The organism is Novosphingobium panipatense, assembly GCF_900182875.1.
In the GTDB taxonomy this organism is placed as follows: domain Bacteria; phylum Pseudomonadota; class Alphaproteobacteria; order Sphingomonadales; family Sphingomonadaceae; genus Novosphingobium; species Novosphingobium panipatense.
In genome coordinates this window covers 134,074-153,810 of the sequence record NZ_FXUI01000004.1, presented here as the reverse complement: position 1 = coordinate 153,810, position 19,737 = coordinate 134,074, and the positions used below count along the sequence as shown (strand labels likewise).

Genomic DNA, 19,737 nt, shown 5'->3' with positions numbered 1-19,737 from the left:
CGCATTTTTTCTTTTCGAAGGGAGCCGCCGTTGGACTTCGATCGCAGGACCCTCATCGCCGGTTCCCTTGCCGCTGCCGGCTTTGCCGCGCGGGCGGAGGCACAGACGCCGCCGCCGACCGCTTCGAACGCGCTGCCGCCCGGACTGCCTCAACCGCACGAGACGATCGACCTGTGGCCGAAGGGCCCGCCGGCCAGGCTCAAGGCAGCGCTGACCGAGACGGTGAACGAACGCTCCGCCGACGCCCTCGTGACCGATCGCGCGGTTTACGGCATCACCCGTCCGCGCCTTGCGGTATTCCGGCCCGACCGGCCTAACGGCGCGGCGGTGATGATCACGCCGGGCGGCGGCTATCGCTGGATTGTGGTCGACAAGGAAGGCTACGAGATCGCCCGCTGGCTCACCGCGCGCGGCTTCACCGCCTTCGTGCTGTTCTATCGCCTGCCCGGTGAGGGCTGGTCGAGCGGAGCCGACACCGCCCTTGCGGATGCGCAGCGCGCCATGCGCCTGATCCGGCATCGCGCAAAGGAATACGCCATCGATCCGGAGCGAGTCGCGGCGATGGGTTTTTCGGCGGGTGGACACCTGTGCGCGGATCTCAGCACGCGTTTTGCCGCCAGGGTCTACGATCCGGTGGATGCGGCGGACGGTCTGTCCGCCAGGCCGCACTGTGCCGCGCCGATCTACCCGGTGGTGAGCATGGATCCGGCCATCGCACACGCCGGATCGCGCAATCTGCTGCTCGGCCCCGCGCCGTCGCTGCAGGACGCAGCGGCGCATTCACCCGACCAGACGGTGCCGGCCGATGCACCGCCGCACTTCCTGGTCCACGCCGAGGACGACGATGTCGTGCCGGTGGAGAACAGCGTGCGTCTGCGCGCGGCGCTCAAGGCACGGGGCATACGGGTGGAAACGCACCTCTTCGCCAATGGCGGCCACGGCTTCGGCCTGCACCGGGCGATCGGCAAGCCGGTGGAAGCCTGGCCGGACTTATGGCGCGCCTGGACGCGGACGGTGGGTTTCGCCTGAAGCCACACTGGCGCTTGATCGGGGCGGCGCAGGGCATAGAAGTCTGCCGATGGACGATGCCCCTACAGCCCCGCATGCCGTGAAGCTCCACGGCGGTGACGCCACCATCGAGGATGTCGCTGCGGCAGCAGGCGTTTCGATCCGCACGGTATCGAGGGTGCTCAACAAGTCTTCCAAGGTCAACGCGGAGACGCGCGCGCGGATCGAAGACGCGATCGCGGCGCTGCAGTTCAAGCCCAGTGCGCGGGCGAGGGCGCTGGCGCTGCGGCGCTCCTTTCTGATCGGGCTGATCCACAACGACCGCAATGCGCTGGTGCTTGACGCCACCCAGCGTGGCGTGGCGGCACGAACGGCTGAGAGCGGCTATGAACTGATCGTGCATCCCACCCCGCTCGACCCGCGCGAAGCGGCCCGCGACGTGCTGGCGTTCGTCGATCGCTCGCGGGTCGACGGGCTCGTCGTGCTGCCGCCGGTATCCGGCATATCCGGTCTGGCCGCCGCGCTCGCGGAGGCGCAGGTGCGCGCCGTCGCACTGTCGTCGGTCCCTATTCCGGGCTTTAGCGAAGTAATCATCAGCAAGGAGCGTGCGGCGGGGGCCGACGTGGCCCGTCACCTGCTGGCCCTCGGCCATCGGCGGCTCGGGATCGTCAATGGTCCCGCGCACGTCTCCTCCGCTTCCGAACGGCGCGCCGGCTTCATCGAAGCCGCGCTTGAGGGTGGAGCCGAAGTGCTCGAAGCGCCCGGCGACTACGATTTCGCCTCGGGTGTCGCTGGTGCGGAGCAACTTCTGTCTCAGACCATGCGTCCGACGGGGATCTTCGCCGTCAACGACATCATGGCCGCCGGCGTGCTTAAGGTTGCGGCGATCAGAGGGATCGCGGTTCCAGAGGCGCTTTCGGTGATCGGCTTCGATGGAAGCCTGCTTACCCGCATGCTGACGCCCGCGCTGACGTCGGTGCAGCGCCCCTTCGCAGAAATGGCCGCGGCCGCCGCTACAAGGCTGATCGCGGCCATAGAGGGAACGCAGGTCCCGCCCTTGCCGGAGATGGCGCTCAGGCTTGTACCGGCCGAGTCGACGGGACCAGCCCCGCCGGCAAGCTGATCAGACGCCTGCCGGTGCTGGCTGTCCCGCCTCGAGCGAGGCCAGTCCGGCCGCCACCGCATGTGCGAAACGCGGCTCGCTGCCGAGATCGCCGAAGACCTCGCGCAAGGCCAGAACGCTGCGCCAGTCTCCGGCGCGCGCCAGCAACATCGGGCCGAGCGGGTCAGTGATCGTGCGGCCCTCGTTCGCTGCCCTCACCAGAAAGCGCAGCCATGCCGCGATGGGCAGCGCCAGCCGTTCCACGCTGCGTCCGGCGGCGAGGGCATCGCGCACAGTGTCGAGCAGGCGGTAAGGCAATTTCTGCGAACCGTCCCAGGCAATCTGCGAGAGCAGGTGCCGGATTGCGGGATTGCGAAACCGTGCCAGCACGTCCGAGATGTAGCCGTCGAGATCGAGGCCGGGTGGCGGGGTGACCGATGGCGCGATATCCACGCGCATCAGCCGCTCGACGAAAGCGGCCAGAGTGCTGTCGGCCATGGCGTCGGCCACCGTTTCAAGGCCCATGCCCAGCCCGATATAGGCCAGCGAACTGTGCGCGCCGTTGAGCAGGCGCAGCTTGGCAGTTTCGAACGGACGCACGTTGGATGCGAAGGTGACGCCCGCGACGTCGAGCGCCGGACGCTCGCCGGCGAAACGGTCTTCGATGACCCACTGGGTGAAGCGTTCGCGCTGGATCGGCCAGGCATCTTCAAGGCCGGTTTCGTGCGCCACGCGCGTGCGCAGGGCCGCGTCGGTGGCGGGAGTGATGGAATCGACCATGGCATTGGGGAAAGCGACATTGTCGGCGATCCACCGCGCGGTGTCTGGATCGATCTCGCCTGCCAACGCGAGGGCTGCGGCTTCCAGCTTGCGGCCGTTGTCCGTCAAGTTGTCGCAGCACAGCACCGTTACGCCCGGCAGCCCGGCATGGCGGCGGACCTGGAAGCCCCGAACCAGCCAGCCGGTGAACGAGGCCGGCGTCCAGTCGTCGGCTCGGGCCGCCTCGAGGTCCGTCGCGATGGCCGGGTTCGCAAGATCGAGAGCGCCGTCGGCGTTCAGACAGTATCCTTTCTCCGTCACGGTGGAGGAGATCACACGGGTATCGTGATGCGCCAGTGCCGTGAGGATCGCCTCCGGATCATCCCGGGTCAGTACCCGTCCGATCGACCCGATGACACGGTAGCTCGTCTCCAGATCGAGCAGGGCCAGCGTGTAGAGCCCGTCCTGTGGGTTCAGGGAGTCGGCCACTCCGCGCGAATTGAGGCTGATGCCGGTCAGCCCCCAGCGCGGATCGTGCGCCAGCAGGGTGTCGAACGCAGCGGCCTGATGGGCGCGATGGAAGGCGCCGGGGCCGAAATGAACGACGCCGTTCGTGACGGTTGAGCGGTCATACCGTGGCGCTGCGATGCCTTCGGGCAGAGCGGTCAGAGCTGCCTGGGAGAGCCGGGTCATGCCGGTTCCGCAACGCGCACCGGCGCTTCCAGGCCGTACGCCTTGCGCACCAGTCCGACGGTCAGCTCCTGTGCAAGCTCCGCGGCTTCCCAGTCCTGCAGCCGGTGTTCGGCAACCAGGCGGGCGAGGAATCCGCAGTCGATCCGCCGCGCGACATCATGGCGCGCCGGAATCGAGAGGAAGGCGCGCGTGTCATCATTGAAGCCCACGGTGTTGTAGAACCCCGCCGTCTCGGTTGTCATCTCCCGGAAGCGGCGCATGCCTTCGGGGCTATCGTGGAACCACCACGCCGGGCCGAGCTTCAGGCAGGGATAATGCCCGGCGAGCGGCGCCAGTTCGCGGGCATACGTCGTCTCGTCCAGTGTGAAGAGGATGACTTTCAGGTCCGGTTCGTTGCCCAGCAGGTCCAGCATGGGGCGCAGCGCCTCGACGTACTCGGTCGCGCGGGGGATGTCCGCGCCCTTGTCCCGCCCATGGCTGGCGAAGAGGCGGGCGTTGTGGTTGCGGGTGGCGCCCGGGTGGATCTGCATCGTCATGCCGTCCTCCACGCTCATCCGCGCCATTTCCGTGAGCATCTGCGCGCGGAACAGTTCGGCCTCCTCGGCGCTCGGCCCCGTCTGCCCGTGGGCCCCGCGCATCACCTTTGCAAACAGCGCTTCGCACTCCGCCGTCGAGAGATTGGCGGTGCGTGCCGTGAGGAATCCGTGGTCGGTCGCCGTCGCCCCCATGGCGCGGAAGTCGGCCCGGCGCTTGCGGTGGGCGGCCAGATAGCCGGACCATGTCTCGACATTCTCGCCCGCAAGCTCGGCGAAGCGGGCAATGTCGCGTGCGAAGCTGTCATGCTCTGGGTCGATCACCGAGTCGGGCCGGTACGTGGTGACGACCCTGCCCTTCCAGCCCGAGGCCCGGATTGCCTTGTGGTGCTTCAGATCGTCGCCAGCGCCCTCCGTGGTGGCGAGCAGTTCGATGTCGAACCGTTCGAACAGGGCGCGGGGGCGAAACGCGGGAGAGGCGAGCGCCTCGCCGATGGTATCGTAATAGTGGTCTGCCGTGTCCGCATCCAGCGCGACGTCGATGCCGAAGACTTCGCTGAAGACATGCGGCAGCCACATGCTCGACGGCGTGCCGCGGAACAGGTGCCAGTGGCTGGCGAACACGCGCCACGCCTCACGCGGGGCGGTTTGCGGCACGACGCCACCCTTACGGGGGACCGCCAGCGCGTCGAGGTCCACGCCTTGCGAATAGAGCATGCGGAACAGGTAATGGTCAGGCGCCAGCAGGAGCTCGGTCGCGTTGGTCCAGGCCGCATCGGTGGCGAACCACTCCGGGTCTGTGTGGCCATGCGGGCTGATGATCGGCAGTCCGGCCACCTGCGCGTAAAGCTCCCGGGCGATCGCGCGAGTGGTCGGGTCTGCGGGAAGCAGGCGGTCGGGGTGCAACGACAGGCTGGGCATCAGGATACTCCCGGGACGTCAGTGGCTTTGACAGCCGATTACCGAGTTGTGCCAGCGCTGGCAATGCGATATTGACGGGCCATGGCCGATACCCTTGCTCCCCCTGTGTCCGTAATGAAGATTGGCGCTGAAGACGACGTCGCCGTCGCTCTTCAACCGCTGGAGGCGGGGGTGGACGTGAAGGTGGACGGTGAGGCGATCCGGCTGCGCGAGGCGATCCCGGCAGGCCACAAGTTCGCTGTCGCCCCGATCGCTGCAGGGGCTCCGGTGCGCCGCTATCGCGCTCCCATCGGCCTTGCCAGGTGCGACATCGCGGTGGGCGAGCATGTGCACACCCACAACGTCCGGACCGCGCTTTCCGGCGAACAGGCCTATGCCTTCACCGGCTCTCCTCCACGTGTTGAAGCCACTGCCTCGTCGCGCACCTTCCGGGGGTATATTCGCGCCGATGGCAGCGTGGGCACGCGCAACGAACTCTGGATCTTGCCGACGGTCGGCTGCGTCGGCCGTCTTGGTGAAAGGCTCGCGGCCAGAGCCAATCTGAAGCAGGCGCCCGGCGTCGATGGTGTCCATGCCTTCAACCATCCCTTCGGCTGTTCGCAGCTGGGAGCGGATCTGGAAGGTACGGCGGCGGTGATCGCCTCGCTGGCGCTCAACCCGAACGCAGGCGGCGTGCTGCTGCTGGGGCTGGGCTGCGAATCGAACCAGCTGGAGCAGTTGCTGCAGCGCATCCCCGAGGATCGGCGGGAGCGTCTGCGCGTGCTGCGCGCCCAATCGGCCGGTGACGAATTCGCTGCCGGAGAAGCGCTGGTGGAGGAACTGATCGGGCTCATGGCGGCGGACAAGCGCACCGAAGTGCCGCTGTCGAAGCTGCGGCTGGGTGTGAAATGCGGCGGGTCGGATGCGATGAGCGGTCTCACCGCGAACCCGCTCATCGGGCTGATGGCGGATGCGGTGACTCAGGCGGGCGGCGCTGCTATCCTGACCGAAATCCCCGAGATCTTCGGCGCGGAAAACCTGCTGCTGGAACGCGCCACCAGCGAAACCGTGTTCGAACGGCTTTCCGAGCTGGTGAATGGGTTCAAGCGCTACTTCATCGAGCACGGCGAGCCGGTTTCGGAAAATCCCAGCCCCGGCAATATCGCGGGCGGCATCACCACACTGGAGGAGAAGTCGCTGGGAGCGGTGCAGAAAGGTGGCCTTGCCCCGGTGCAGGACGTCATCGCCTATGGCGAGCGCATCTGTGCAAGGAGGGCGCCGGGTGGCCTGACAGTGCTGGAGGCGCCTGGAAACGATGCCGTTTCCACCACGGCGCTGGCAGCGGCAGGGGCTACGATCACCCTGTTCTCGACCGGGCGGGGCACGCCCCTGGGCAGCCCCGTGCCGACGGTGAAGATCGCGTCCAATCACGCGGTGGCCGAGCGCAAGGCCGGTTGGATCGATTTCGACGGCGGGCAAGTGCTTGAACTGGGCATGGCAGGCGCGGCGGAAGCGTTGCTGACCCGCATCCTTGCCATTGCCAGCGGCGAACCCGCCCGCAACGAAAGCAACGACGAGCGCGCCATCGGCATCTGGAAGCGTGGTGTCACGCTCTGAGAGCTGAAGCCCCGCATTAGTGCTCAGGAAAAGGTGTCATCCCGAATTCGCGTTGACACCAAAGCCAGGAATGATAGCGCTAGCATAAATAGCAGAAAGGGAGAGAGGCATGAAGTTCGACCGGCGGGAAGCGTTGACGGCGGGCATAGGGGCACTGTCGCTGGCCAGCGTCCAGACCTCGCGCGCCGCGGCGAAGGACGAGTGCCCGGCTACCGCTTCAACGGCCGGGGTGAGCGGACCTGTACCCCCTTATCGACGCGGGTTCGACAACCAGCGCATCGCGGATCTGGGTGACGGCCGTTACCTCAACCCGCTGATGGCCGGCGACCATCCCGATCCCACCATCGTGAAGGACGGGAAGGACTACTACATGACCTTCTCGACCTTCGATTCCTATCCGGGTCTGGTGGTCTGGCACTCGCGCGACCTGATCAACTGGCGGCCGCTCACGGCGGCGCTGCAGAAGAACCTTGGATCGGTCTGGGCGCCGGACATCAGCAAGCACGCCGGGCGTTTCTTCATCTATTTCACGGTCAAGGCCACACCGAACGCGCAGTACGTGGTCTGGGCCGACAAGGCGGAAGGGCCGTGGAGCGAGCCGGTCAGCCTCGGTTTGCCCAATCACATCGATCCGGGCCACGCCGTGGGCGAGGATGGCTCGCGCTGGCTGTTCCTTTCAGGGGGGGACCGCATCCGCCTTGCCCAGGACGGCCTTTCCACCGTGGGCGAGGTGGAGCATGTCTACGATCCATGGCGTTACCCCGACGATTGGGAAGTGGAGGGGTTCTCTCCCGAAGGTCCCAAGATCGTGCGCCGCGGCGAATACTTCTATCTCGTGACCGCGGTGGGTGGCACCGCCGGCCCGCCGACCGGTCACATGGTGATCGCCGCACGATCCCGGTCGATCCACGGTCCCTGGGAGAACTGCCCGCACAATCCCATCGTGCGGACCACCGACATATCGCAAGCCTGGTGGTCGCGCGGGCACGCGACTGTTTTCGAGGGACCGGCGGGGGACTGGTGGTCGGTCTACCACGGGTTCGAGAAGGACTTCTGGACGCTGGGCCGCCAGACCCTGCTCGATCCGGTGACCTGGACGGCGGATGGCTGGTTCCGCATGGACGGCGGCGATCTTTCGCGACCGCTGGCCGCACCCAAGGGGGGCAGCAAGGCCGGACCCCACGGCATGCCGCTTTCCGATGACTTCTCGACACTGGAGATCGGGCGGCGCTGGAATTTCTTCAAGCCCGCGCCGGACGAAGCGAAGCGCCTCCGGGTGGCGGACAAGCGCCTGCATCTCACGGCCAGCGGCACCGCGCCCGCCAATTCCTCGCCGCTGCTGCTGATTGCGGGTGATACCGCTTACGAGTTCCAGTGCGAGATCGAGATCGATCCCGGCGTCACGGCCGGACTGCTGCTGTTCTACGATCATCAGCTCTATTGCGGTCTGGGCTTCGACGGGCAGAAGTTCGTGACACACCAGTATGGCCTGGAGCGTGGGCGGCCGGCCAATCCGCACGGTAGCCGTATGCTGATGCGCGTGCGCAATGACCGCCATATCGTCTCGTTCCACACCAGCGGCGATGGCGGGAAGACCTGGAAGCGCTTCGACCGGGGCATGGAGACATCCGGCTACCACCACAATGTCCGTGGCGGCTTCCTCATGCTGCGGCCCGGCCTCTATGCTGCGGGGAAGGGGGCAGCCCGGTTCCGCGATTTCAAGTTCCGCGCCCTCTGAAGGAGCCTCACGACATGGCCGACGTTCTATCGATGCTCCCTTCGGACTGGCGTGAAGGCCTGTTCCTCGGCCGGCTTGACCTGGGGGAAGGCCCCACCCCGGTCCTGCTGGAAGGCGGCTTCGTCCACGACATGTCCGGCGTTGCACCCACCGTTTCCGACCTCGTCGCTATGGGCGCCTTCGATCCGGCGCGTGGCAAGGCGGTGGGGCCGGTGGAGGAGGTGCTGGCGATGGCCACGCTGCTCAGTCCGATCGACCTGCAATGCGTCAAGGCGGCGGGCGTCACGTTCGCCGTCTCCGCGCTGGAGCGCGTGATCGAAGAGCGCGCGCGGGGGGACGCGGAAAAGGCGCAGGCGGTGCGCAGCGGGCTGGAGGCGCGCATCGGGGGGTCCATCCGCGCCGTCGTGCCGGGCAGTCCGGAGGCCGCGGCGCTCAAGGCGGCTCTGATCGAGGACGGGATGTGGTCGCAGTATCTGGAAGTGGCGATCGGGCCGGATGCCGAGATCTTCACCAAGGCGCCGGTGCTTGCCACGGTCGGATCGGGCGCCGAGATCGGCGTGCGGTCGGATTCCGGCTGGAATAACCCGGAGCCTGAAGTGGTCATCCTTGCCGATGCGCGGGGCACGGCGATAGGCGCAACGCTGGGCAACGATGTCAATCTTCGCGACTTCGAGGGGCGCTCGGCGCTGTTGCTGGGCAAGGCCAAGGACAACAACGCCAGCTGCTCGATCGGCCCGTTCGTGCGCCTTTTCGACGCGGCTTTCGGCGTCGGCGACATCGAGACTGCGCAGGTTCTGCTGCGGATCGATGGCACCGACGGCTTCACGCTGGAAGGCGAAAGCCGTATGTCGCAGATCAGCCGCCCACCGCTTGAGCTGTTGCGCCAGTGCTTCTCCGAACACCAGTACCCCGACGGCGTGGTGCTGTTCCTGGGAACGCTGTTCGCGCCCACGCAGGACCGCGATGCATCCGGGCGCGGCTTCACGCACAAGGTGGGGGATGTGGTGACCATCTCGAGTGCACGGCTGGGCAGGCTGGTCAACACCGTGACCACATCGCGTGATGCACCCGCCTGGGAAACCGGCATCTCCGCTCTCTACCGCAACCTGGCTTTGCGCGGGCTGACGGTGGCAGGCCACGCCACCCGCTCCGATGCGCTGGCCTGACTCATCCAGACCCGAAGGACGATCATGCTGACCACCGCCTCCCCCCGGCCCGAAGCGCCTACGGCACGTTATCCATCGCTTGCGGGCAAGGGGGTATTCGTCTCGGGCGGTGGCTCGGGCATCGGTGCGGCCCTTGTGGAGGCTTTCGCGCGGCAGGGAGCGAAAGTCTTCTTCGTCGACATCGCCGCCGAACCCTCGCACGCGCTGGTGGAGCGTCTGGCCGATACGGTCGAGTTTGCCCCGCGCTTCGTTGCGGGCGATCTGCGCGATCTGTCCTTCGTGCAGGCGCAGGTGGCCGCGGCGCATGACCAGCTGCGCGGTCTTCACGTGCTCGTGAACAACGCCGCCAACGATGATCGCCATGCACTGGAAGACGTGACGGCCGAATACTGGGACGACCGCATGGCGGTGAACCTGCGGCACCTGTTCTTTGCCGCGCAGGCCGCCGTGCCTCTGATGGAAGCGGCAGGCGGCGGCGTGATCCTGAACTTCGGTTCGATCAGCTGGCACCTCGCGCTCGATCAGCTCTCGCTCTATCAGACGGCCAAGGCCGGTATCGAGGGCATGACCCGGGCGATGGCCCGGGAACTGGGTGAGCGCAACATCCGTGTCTGTGCGATCGTTCCGGGGAATGTCCAGACCCCGCGGCAGGAAAGATGGTACACGCCCGAAGGCGAGCGCGAGATCCTTGACGCCCAGTGCCTCAAGGCGCGGGTGCAGCCTGCCGATGTAGCAGCCCTTGCGCTGTTTCTCGCCTCCGACGATGCGCGCATGTGTACCGGGCACGAGTATTTCGTCGATGCGGGCTGGCGCTGATGATGATTCCCGAAGTCGCCGTGAAGGTCGGCGCTGCGCTGGGCGAGGGGCCGGTCTGGGATATCGCGCGCGAATGCCTGTGGTTCGTCGATATCAAGGGCCATCGTTTGCATCGCTTCGATCCGAAAACGGGCGCGCTGGAGAGTACGGCCGCTCCCGAGGAACCGGGCTGGGTTGTCCCGCTGCGTGACGGCGCGCTGCTGGTCGGCGCGAAGGCGGGCGTGCATCGCCATGCCCGCGGCGCCTTCACGCTGCTTCATGCCGTGGAGCAGGACCTGCCGGGCAACCGCCTGAACGACGCCGCCGTCCACCCGGACGGTTCGGTCTGGCTGGGCACTATGGACAATGCCGAGGACGCGCCAAGCGGCGGCTACTATCGCCTCCATGCGGGCGTCTGCACGGCACTCTCGCCCAAGCCGATGATCATCACCAACGGTCCGGCCTTCTCGCCCGACGGGCGGACCGTCTACTTGGTCGACACGCTGGAGCGAACGATCCTGTCTGCGCCGGTGGATGCCGAGGGTCACCCCGGCGTGACGCGGATCTTCGCGCGTGTGCCTCCTGGCATGGGTTACCCCGACGGCCCGGCCGTGGACAGCGCGGGTACTGTGTGGGTCGGGCTGTTCGGGGGCTGGGGCGTGGTGCGTTTCGCGCCGGATGGGACGATGCTCGGCAAGGTGGAATTCCCGGTCGCCAATGTGACCAAGATCGCATTTGGCGGTGCCGACCTTACCACCGTCTACGCCACTACCGCGCGCAAGGGCTTGTCGCAAGGCGAACTGGCGGCGCAGCCCGCCGCCGGGGACCTGTTCACATTCACGGTTGAGGTGCCGGGGCTCGCGCCCGAATATCCTTCGGTCTAGAACGACCGGCACGAGCAAGACAACGGGAAGAGGAGCAGCGGATGGCGTCGGTGGATATCGGCAGGACGGATGGGGGGCTCGCGCCCGAAGGCAGAGTCAACATGGCCTTCGTCGCCATGATCGTTGCGGTCGCGACGATCGGTGGCTTCATGTTCGGCTATGACAGCGGGGTGATCAACGGCACGCAGGACGGGCTGGAAAGTGCCTTCGACTTGTCCGACCTCGGGACCGGCCTCAACGTCGGGGCAATCCTGCTGGGCTGCGCCGTCGGCGCCTTCATGGCGGGGCGGCTGGCCGACGTCTGGGGCCGGCGCAGCGTCATGATGATCGGCGCGGCGCTGTTCGTGGTCAGCGCCCTGGGCGCCGGGGCCGCGACAAGTTCCGCGCTGTTCATCATCGCCCGCTTCATCGGCGGCGTGGGCGTGGGCGTGGGCGCGGCCAGCGTGCTGGCACCGGTCTATATCAGCGAAGTGACGCCCGCCTCGATCCGCGGGCGGCTGTCCAGTCTGCAGCAGATCATGATCATCACTGGCCTGACGGGCGCGTTCGTGGCCAACTGGGCGCTGGCAAGGAACGCCGGTTCCAGCACCGAGCCGCTGTGGCTGGACCTTCCGGCATGGCGCTGGATGTTCTGGATGCAGGTGATCCCCGCCGTGATTTACCTGGGAGCGCTGTTCATGATTCCGGAGAGCCCGCGCTATCTCGTCGCGCGCGGCCGTGAAGCCGAGGCTTACGCCGTCCTGAAGCGCATCTTCGGAAGTGCTACCGCGACCGGCATGGTCGCCGACATTCGCGCGAGCCTTGCTGCGGATAACCATCGCCCCAGCTTCGCCGATTTGAAGGACCCTGCCACCGGTCGCCTGCGCCGGCTGGTCTGGGCCGGTATCGGTATCGCCATCTTCCAGCAACTGGTCGGCATCAACATCGTGTTCTACTATGGCGCCGTGCTGTGGCAGTCGGTCGGCTTTTCCGAAGGCGACGCGCTGCTGATCAACATCCTGTCCGGTTCGCTTTCGATCCTGGCCTGTCTCGTGACGGTGCTGCTCATCGACAGGCTGGGACGCAAGCCGCTGCTGCTCGCCGGCTCGGCAGGCATGGCGGTCACGCTCGGCACGATGGCGGTCTGCTTTGCCAGTGGCACCTTCGTGGACGGTCACCTGACGCTGTCCGACCAGACCGGCCTTGTCGCGCTGATCGCCGCGAATGCCTACGTCGTGTTCTTCAATCTGAGCTGGGGCCCGGTCATGTGGGTGATGCTGGGCGAGATGTTCCCCAACCAGATCCGCGGTTCGGCCCTGGCCGTCTCGGGCTTTGCGCAGTGGATCGCCAACTTCGGCATCTCGGTCAGCTTCCCGGCGATGGCATCGGGGCTGGGCCTTCCACTCACTTACGGGTTCTACTCGATGAGCGCGCTTCTCTCGTTCTTCTTCGTGCGCGCCATGGTCACTGAGACGCGCGGCCGGACGCTGGAGGAGATGGCGGGTTGATCCACCTGCGCGCCGGCAGCAGCGAAGCGATGCTGCTGCCTCATCTGGGCGGCGCGCTCGGCAGCTTTTCGGTGGCCGGGCGCGCCGTTCTTCGGCCGACAGCATCCGCTGCGGCGCATCCGCTGGACAGCGCGTCATTTCCGCTGGTGCCCTATTGCAACCGTATAGCGAGGGGCCGGTTCACTTTCGACGGCGAGGACCACGCCCTGCCGCGGAATGTTCCCGAGTTCGCGCATCCGCTGCATGGCCTTGGCTGGCTGAAGACGTGGACCGTCGACCGTCAGACCGTAGACAGCGCCCTGCTTTCCTGCACGCACGAAGCGGATGCCGACTGGCCATGGGACTGGTCCGCCACCCAGCACTTTGTGCTGGAGGACGGCGCGCTGCGCGTCACGCTCGATGCCGTCAACCGCTCTTCCAGGCCGATGCCCTGCGGACTTGGCCATCATCCCTATCTCGTGCGAAGGCCGGGTGCGGTGCTGGCGTTCACGGCAAAGGGTGTTTGGCGCAACGACGCGGATGATCTGCCGGTCGAGGCGATGCCCGCTGATAGCTTCGGCGATTTCGCAAAGGGTGCGGAGCCGCAAGGCGCCGGCATGATCGACAACTGCTGGCACGGCTGGGACGGTACGGCGACCTGGGATAAGACGATCATCGTGTCATCGCCCGAAGCGCGCTACCTGCATGTCTTCGCGCCGCCCGGTAAGGACTTCATCTGCCTGGAGCCGACCAGCCAGATGCCCGATGCCGTGAACCGGCCGCCTTTCGCCGCGGCAGGCGGCAGGGTCCTGTCAGCGGGTGCGACGCAGCGCCTTGCCATGGAGATCCGCGTCCGCTGATGGGCGTGCATTTGCAAGCGGGTCTCCCGCAGGATAGCACCGCCGGCTCCAGCCCGGAGAGGATCGCGCATGGTTGACGAAATCGAGGGACTGCCCGTGCGCGCGCGTTCTTCCCGCCGTTCGCGGGCCGGGCCGACGATATCGGACGTCGCGCGCGAGGCCGGGGTCTCCCTGATGACTGTATCGCGCGTGATGAACGGCAAGACCAATGTGCGGGAGGAAACCCGCGAACGGGTGCAAGCCGCGATCAAGGCCTTGAACTATTCGCCGAGCATGGCAGCCCGCAATCTCGCCGCCGCCAGCGAGATCCGCATTGGCCTGCTCTACAGCAACCCGAGCGCAGGATACCTGAACGAGTTTCTTGTCGGCAGCCTGGACCAGGCCAGCCGCGCGAACGTGCAACTGGTGGTGCAACTCTGCGAGAGGCCGGAAGAGCGGGCCGTCATCGTGCAGCGGTTGGTCGAAGGCGGGGTGGACGGTGTGATCCTGCCGCCGCCGCTCTGCGACGCCGATGCGATCCACCGCTTCCTGCAGGAAGCCGAGATTCCCGCCGTCGTGGTCGCCTCGGGCCGTCCGCCGGCTGGTTTGTCCTCCGTCAGCATCGACGACCGCGCCGCGGCAGCGGCCATGACACGCCACCTGACAGAGCTGGGGCACCGGCGCATCGGCTTCATCTCCGGCGCTCCGGACCAGACAGCGTCGGCGCTGCGCCTGCAAGGCTATGGCGATGCCTTGAACGAAGAACAGCTCGCCTCCGAACCTGAACTGGTGGTGCAGGGGCTCTTCACCTACCGATCGGGGCTTGAGGCAGCGCAACGGCTGCTGGCCCTCGTGCCTCCCCCAACGGCCATCTTCGCCAGCAATGACGACATGGCGGCAGCGGCGGTAGCGGTCGCGCATCGGCTGGGGCTTGATGTGCCGGGCGATCTAAGCGTGGTCGGTTTCGACGATGCGCCCCAGGCGACGACGACCTGGCCGGAGCTGACGACCATACGCCAGCCCATCGCCGATATGTCCCGCGCGGCGGTGCAACTCCTGGTGGACGACATCCGGACGGTTCGTGACGGCCGCAGTCCGTCGCCGCGTCATACCCGAATGGGGTTTGAACTGGTTCTGCGCCAGTCTGACGCCGCTCCCCCCGCCTGACGCCCTCCTCTCTGTCACCAGGGGCCGATCATTCGGGAGGAATTATCCGGGAAAAACATCGAGCATCGGCTATTGACACCGGTATCATCCGGGCCGGATACCAAGCGTATAACTTGTTGGGGCACGCCTGATGCCCAGCCCGGGAAGAGGATCGACTATGTGGCAGCGTGATCGGCGCATTACCCGCTATCTGAAGACATCGCTGATTGCCCTGGTTGCCGCAGGCATCTGCGGTTCGGCTTCGACGGCCGATGCCGAGGAGGCGAGCGGGCTTCTTTTTCACGCGCCGCTCGACACCGGTTTCGATGCCAGCATCGCCGGCGGAGAGGCGCGCCCCAATTTCAGGAGCGACGTGTCGGTCGTGAGCGACGGCGCCATCGGCGGGGCGGGGCGCTGGAGTGACGGGGGCTACGTTGCGTGGCAGGCACCGGGCAACATCTATGCGCAGCGGGGCACCTTGTCGTTCTTCTGGCGCAGCCATGCGCCGGTGGGAGAGGCCCCCTTCGTGATCTTCCGCGCCAGCGCAGGGGATCATTCCAGTTGGGACATGGCGTTCCTGCGGATCGACTGGAACGGCAGCGGCTTCGATGCCTTCGTCACCGATGCCAACCTCTCGCGCGTGCGCGTCAGCTGGACATTGCCTACGACCGGTTCTGCCGAAAAGCTGTCTCCGGACGCGTGGCATCATATCGCCTTCGCCTGGGATGAGAACGCCGGGGTGAAGCTGTTCTGGGACGGCCGGGAAGTCGCCGCGAAGGCGCAGGCGGCGGACCTCGACATGGCGCTGGACCAGTTCGGTCTGGCCGGCCGCGTCATCGCCCCGCATCAGGTGCAGAGCCGCTATAATTTCATGCGCGGGTCCGATCTCGACGACGTACGCGTCTACGATCACATGCTCGACGGCGCGCAAGTGGCGCAGCTGGCGAACCGCCAGGACGTGAAGCCTGTTGCGTCCAGACCCGACCTGCGAAAGGCTTGGCTGCACCGCTTCGGCTGGGACACGCAGAGCCCGCCGGTGCTGAGCGATCCTGTCACCACCGTACGCAAGATCGAGTTTGCCGACGCCAAGGATCTCAAGCAATGGATGTGGAAAGGGGTGGACGGCATCGCCGAGACGACCTGGCCCGGCGTCTATAACCGATCGGGCCTGCCGGGGCGGAACGACTATTTCGAGCTTCCCGACTGGAACGTCTATGTCGATGGCGGCAAGGCCTACGAGCTGACCCTGCCCCAGAATGCCAGCTTCAACCGCGTCGAAATCCGCGGCGCGGCCTATGGCGATCTGGAATGGTCGGCGGATGGCAGGTCAGCCTGGCAGAAGCTGGCGACGCGCCCGCGCGGCGTGGTGCGTTCGCTGACTGACGTACCCACGCGGAAGGGCGGGACGCTGCGCTTCACCAACGTGATGCAGGAACAGCCGATCCAGGAGATCTGGGCCTACGGCATCCACGCCGGCGACGTTCCCAGGGGCACGTTCCAGTTGAGCTACACCGTACGCACCGATGACGCAGCGGATCTGGGGGCGCTGGAGGCGCTCAACGCCCACATTGCCGGGCGCTATCCCGCGCATGAACGCGCGACCGTCGTGGCGCTGCCGACGAGCGGGGTGAAGGCGGCCGTCGGCGCAGGCAGCGCGGCCGGGTCCGGCACCGCGCAGCGCTCGGCAGGGGCTCTGCCGATCGTGCATGTCCTGATCCCCTCCAACTTCGGCGATGCGCCTGCGGACCGTCCGCTCGCGCGGGCGTGGAACTACGGCTGGGAGAACGTCCACGACGGTCTGGACGGCATCGCCATCGTCCTGCCGCCGATCGACGCGGAACCCGATGCGAAGGGCGTGATCCCTCTCGACATCCGCGTGAAGGATCCGATCTGGCCTGACCGTGATCTGATCGACGTGCAGGTTTCGGTCCGCCCCGGGCAGCCGCGCACCCTCTGGCTGGACCTGCGCGACCGCATTCTGACCGCCGATAGTCTATACCTCACGATCGCCTCGGCCGCTCCGGATTTCGGCACGAAGTCGCTGGACGGAATGACCGTGCAGATGATCTTCAAGGATCGGGAGGCGGCCAAGGTGGAGCACGTCGCCGATCGTTTCAATCAGGTGAAGGACAATTGGGCGTTCCTCGTCGAGGAACACACCGCATCCAAGCGGGCGGCGCTCTACCGCCGGCTCTACGGGGACATCACGGACCTGCTGCGCGTCGATCCCGGCAATCTGGAAGCCCGCCGCTACTGGGCCGACATCGGTTATTCCGAAGCGCAGCTGCCGCCTTTCGTCCAGCCCGAGGCGCCGGCCGGAATGCCGCTCTGGGCCTTCCGCCAGCTGGAAGACCTGAAGCTGACGCGCCAGTTCGTGAACTGGTGGATCGACAAGAGGCAGGTGCCCTACGGCGACTTCGGCGGCGGCATTTCCGACGATACCGACCTGACGCAGCAGTGGCCGGGACTGGCGTTGATGGGCGTCGATCCGGACAAGATCAACGCTTCGCTGCGGGCGCTTTCGGACGCCGTCTACAAGAATGGAATGATCGTCGACGGCCTCAGCGCCATCACTACCGACGAACTGCACGTCTACGAGGAAGGCATCAATTCGGACGCCGAGCGACTCTACCTCAATTGGGGGGAGCCCAAGGCGGTCGAACGGATGATGGCCACCGTAAAGGCGCTCGGCCGCGTGATCCGCACGAACCCGGCGGGCCACATGCACATCTCGTCCAGCTGGTACGGTGGGCGCAGGATCTATATGGATGACCCCTGGGCCTGGCAGAAGCCCTATGGCTTCGTCGTCATGCACACGCCTGTGCTATTAGGCACCTACAACGCCGATCCCACCGCGCGCGGGCTGGTCACCGGGCTGATGGACGGGCTGCTCGCGCATGGCAAGCAGGGGGCGGACGGGCTCTGGACATTCCCCAACGACATCAGCTTCCTGCATGATACCGAACGCGCCGGCGACGGCGGCGGCGCCTCGCTGCCGATGCAGTCGGCCTGGGCGGCGTGGCGCTTCACAGGTGACGACAAGTACCTGCGCCCGATTCTCGGCCGCGTCGGCAAGGACAACTTCGGCGCCCTGACGGAGATTAACGAGAACGCGCTGACCCTTCTGGGCAAGCGCGACCTCGCGAGCGACGTCATGCTGCGCCGCGCGCGCAACGGTGACGACTTCGCCCGGTTCGAAGCCTGGAACACAACCGGTGACAAGGCGTGGCTGGAGGCGCTCAACGCCCATGGCATCTCCGACAAGGCGCAGCACATGTACATGTACACCGAAGGCCACTGGTGGAGCGACCGTGTCGATGCACCCAACGAATATCTGCAGCGCGAACGGCTGGGTGGCATCGCTCTCAAGCGGAACCAGACTTATCCGGGCAATGCGGTGAGCTGGCGTTTCGCCGATCCGGAAAGCGCCGTAAAGGTTGCGATTCTCGTGCGTGATGCGACGCCCGAGCAGTTCACCGTCATAGCCTACAACACCACCGCCCGCGAACAGCATGCGGACATGGGCACCTGGAATGTCGTGGCCGGGACTTGGGAGATGACGCAGGGCCTTGCCCCTGATGGCGGCGATGTCGCGCAGGGAGACGTGACCCGACGTGAGATTGAGCTGGAGCGCAGCGGCTCCCTGCCGGTCTCTTTCGCGCCGGGCACCACCACGGTCATGACCTTCCGCCTGAAGGAGAAGGCGGCCGTCCAGCCCGAGCACCGTCCGGACCTCGGCATCGGCACGGACGACGTCGTGCGCAAGGGCAACCGGGTGACGGTGACCGTCCACAGCCTCGGCTCGGTGGCGGCGCCTGCGGGCACGGTGACGCTTGAGACGCCCGAGGGCAGGGCGCTTGCCATTGCTGCGGTGCCTGCGCTTGAGGCGCCGACGGACCTGGCGCCCAAAACGGCGCGGATCGCTCTTGCCGTTCCGGCCGGTGCGCCGGAAACCCTGCATGTCCGGGTCACTTCCGGCGTGGCGGAGGTCACGCGCCGGAACGATGTCGTCGTGCTGGGCCGGGAGAACCACTGATGCATCGCATACCGGGCATGTGCGTGCTGGCGCTGGCAGCCCTTCCTGCTTCCGTGCAGGCAAAACAGGAGACGTGGAATTTCGACCGCCTCGACCGGATTGGAGGGATATCCACTCAGGTCATCGGCTCACCGGTGATCGAGGATGGCGCCATCGTCTTCGATGGGGTGGACGACGCCCTTTATCTTCCCCGTCATCCTCTCGCCGGGGCGCGCCAGTTCACCGTGGAGGCGGTGTTCCGGCCCGACGGCGGTGCATTCGAACAGCGTTGGCTACATCTCGCCTCCGACGATCCGGCAAACCAGACCCGGTTGCTGTTCGAGATCCGTGTGACCGGCCAGTCCTGGTATCTGGACAGCTTCATCAAGGGGAAGGGCTATTCGCAGGTCCTGATCGACCCGGAGAAGCTGCATCCCATCGGCCGCTGGTACCACGTTGCGCAGACTTTCGACGGCACGATGTACCGCAGCTATGTCAACGGGGTGCTGGAGAGTGAGGCGAAGGTCTCAGGCTTCACGCCGCAGGGGCCGGGCAATACCTCCGTGGGAGTCCGCTACAACCGCGTCAACTTCTTCCGCGGTGCCGTGTGCAAGGTTCGCTTCACCGACCGCGCTCTGGTGCCAGCGAAATTCATCGGAGCTTCCAGGATGCTGAGCGAGAAAACGCCCTTGTCTCCTTCGTGCGGAGCGCGAAAGTTCGGTGACCGCCGATAAGTGCAAGATCCGCCGAATTCGCGGCCCCGCCAGACCCCTGATGCGGACGCGCGAATCACGCCTACACCATCGCCGTTTTTCATCACGGCTGCAGAAAGCTCTGCCCACCTGTGTGAAAGGCAAAGTATCCCGTGGAGCTGGGCTTGGCTGAGACGGGGTAAGACGCAAATGCCAGAAAAACCACCGCCTACGCAAGGGCGCTGCGCTTGGTTGAGATCGGCTGATATGGGAGATTGGATGCCCCGCGAGGATTCGAACCTCGATAGACGGAATCAGAATCCGTAGTCTTACCATTAGACGACGGGGCAACCGGAGGGCGCCCTGTAGTAGGGCGATTGATTC

Annotated in this window: 14 protein-coding genes and 1 tRNA gene; 12 read left to right on the top strand and 3 right to left on the bottom strand. The window is 66.4% G+C overall.

The window, feature by feature from the left end; genetic code table 11:
• Positions 1-30: 30 nt before the first annotated feature.
• Positions 31-1,029 (top strand): alpha/beta hydrolase, encoded by a 999-nt coding sequence (locus QOL62_RS08340; RefSeq protein ID WP_283405909.1) that lies wholly within the window; start codon positions 31-33, stop codon positions 1,027-1,029.
• A 49-nt stretch (positions 1,030-1,078) separates the two neighbouring features.
• Positions 1,079-2,131: a LacI family DNA-binding transcriptional regulator gene (locus QOL62_RS08335; RefSeq protein WP_283405908.1), complete on the top strand. Its 1,053-nt coding sequence runs from the start codon at positions 1,079-1,081 to the stop codon at positions 2,129-2,131.
• On the opposite strand, the gene QOL62_RS08330 is transcribed toward QOL62_RS08335, so the two are convergent.
• Positions 2,132-3,562 carry a mannitol dehydrogenase family protein gene (locus tag QOL62_RS08330; protein ID WP_283405907.1) on the bottom strand — a complete coding sequence of 477 codons (1,431 nt, stop codon included), beginning with the start codon at positions 3,560-3,562 and terminating at the stop codon, positions 2,132-2,134. It lies immediately after the preceding gene.
• Positions 3,559-5,016, bottom strand: a complete 1,458-nt coding sequence (uxaC, locus tag QOL62_RS08325; RefSeq protein ID WP_283405906.1) for a glucuronate isomerase — start codon at positions 5,014-5,016, stop codon at positions 3,559-3,561. The genes QOL62_RS08330 and uxaC overlap by 4 nt, the downstream gene beginning before the upstream one ends.
• An 81-nt stretch (positions 5,017-5,097) precedes the next feature.
• Here uxaC and QOL62_RS08320 point away from each other — a divergent pair, with 81 nt between their 5' ends.
• From QOL62_RS08320 to QOL62_RS08275, 10 genes are all read left to right on the top strand, one after another.
• Positions 5,098-6,612 carry a UxaA family hydrolase gene (locus tag QOL62_RS08320; protein ID WP_283405905.1) on the top strand — a complete coding sequence of 505 codons (1,515 nt, stop codon included), beginning with the start codon at positions 5,098-5,100 and terminating at the stop codon, positions 6,610-6,612.
• Positions 6,613-6,721: 109 nt separating this feature from the next.
• Entirely contained in the window at positions 6,722-8,350 is a 1,629-nt protein-coding gene (locus QOL62_RS08315) for a family 43 glycosylhydrolase (RefSeq protein ID WP_283405904.1), read from the top strand.
• 14 nt (positions 8,351-8,364) lie between these two features.
• The gene (locus QOL62_RS08310; protein ID WP_283405903.1) at positions 8,365-9,516 is read left to right on the top strand and encodes a fumarylacetoacetate hydrolase family protein; all 1,152 of its coding nucleotides are present in this window, start codon (positions 8,365-8,367) and stop codon (positions 9,514-9,516) included.
• A gap of 24 nt (positions 9,517-9,540) precedes the next feature.
• Positions 9,541-10,332 (top strand): D-xylose 1-dehydrogenase, encoded by a 792-nt coding sequence (gene xylB, locus QOL62_RS08305; protein ID WP_283405902.1) that lies wholly within the window; start codon positions 9,541-9,543, stop codon positions 10,330-10,332.
• Positions 10,332-11,195 carry an SMP-30/gluconolactonase/LRE family protein gene (locus QOL62_RS08300; protein ID WP_283405901.1) on the top strand — a complete coding sequence of 288 codons (864 nt, stop codon included), beginning with the start codon at positions 10,332-10,334 and terminating at the stop codon, positions 11,193-11,195. The genes xylB and QOL62_RS08300 overlap by 1 nt, the downstream gene beginning before the upstream one ends.
• A 41-nt stretch (positions 11,196-11,236) precedes the next feature.
• Complete coding sequence (locus QOL62_RS08295; protein ID WP_283405900.1) at positions 11,237-12,682, top strand: sugar porter family MFS transporter; 1,446 nt, start codon at positions 11,237-11,239, stop codon at positions 12,680-12,682.
• Positions 12,679-13,521: an aldose 1-epimerase gene (locus QOL62_RS08290; protein WP_283405899.1), complete on the top strand. Its 843-nt coding sequence runs from the start codon at positions 12,679-12,681 to the stop codon at positions 13,519-13,521. The genes QOL62_RS08295 and QOL62_RS08290 overlap by 4 nt, the downstream gene beginning before the upstream one ends.
• 69 nt (positions 13,522-13,590) lie before the next feature.
• Positions 13,591-14,667 carry a LacI family DNA-binding transcriptional regulator gene (locus QOL62_RS08285; RefSeq protein WP_283405898.1) on the top strand — a complete coding sequence of 359 codons (1,077 nt, stop codon included), beginning with the start codon at positions 13,591-13,593 and terminating at the stop codon, positions 14,665-14,667.
• Positions 14,668-14,824: 157 nt separating this feature from the next.
• Positions 14,825-18,682, top strand: a complete 3,858-nt coding sequence (locus QOL62_RS08280; protein WP_283405897.1) for a LamG-like jellyroll fold domain-containing protein — start codon at positions 14,825-14,827, stop codon at positions 18,680-18,682.
• Positions 18,682-19,395, top strand: coding sequence for a LamG domain-containing protein (locus tag QOL62_RS08275; RefSeq protein ID WP_283405896.1), 714 nt, complete (start codon positions 18,682-18,684; stop codon positions 19,393-19,395). Before QOL62_RS08280 ends, QOL62_RS08275 begins: the two co-directional genes overlap by 1 nt.
• Before the next feature lie 234 nt (positions 19,396-19,629).
• Here the strand turns inward: QOL62_RS08275 and QOL62_RS08270 are convergent.
• A tRNA-Gln gene (locus QOL62_RS08270) sits at positions 19,630-19,703 on the bottom strand.
• Between the last annotated feature and the right edge of the window lie 34 nt (positions 19,704-19,737).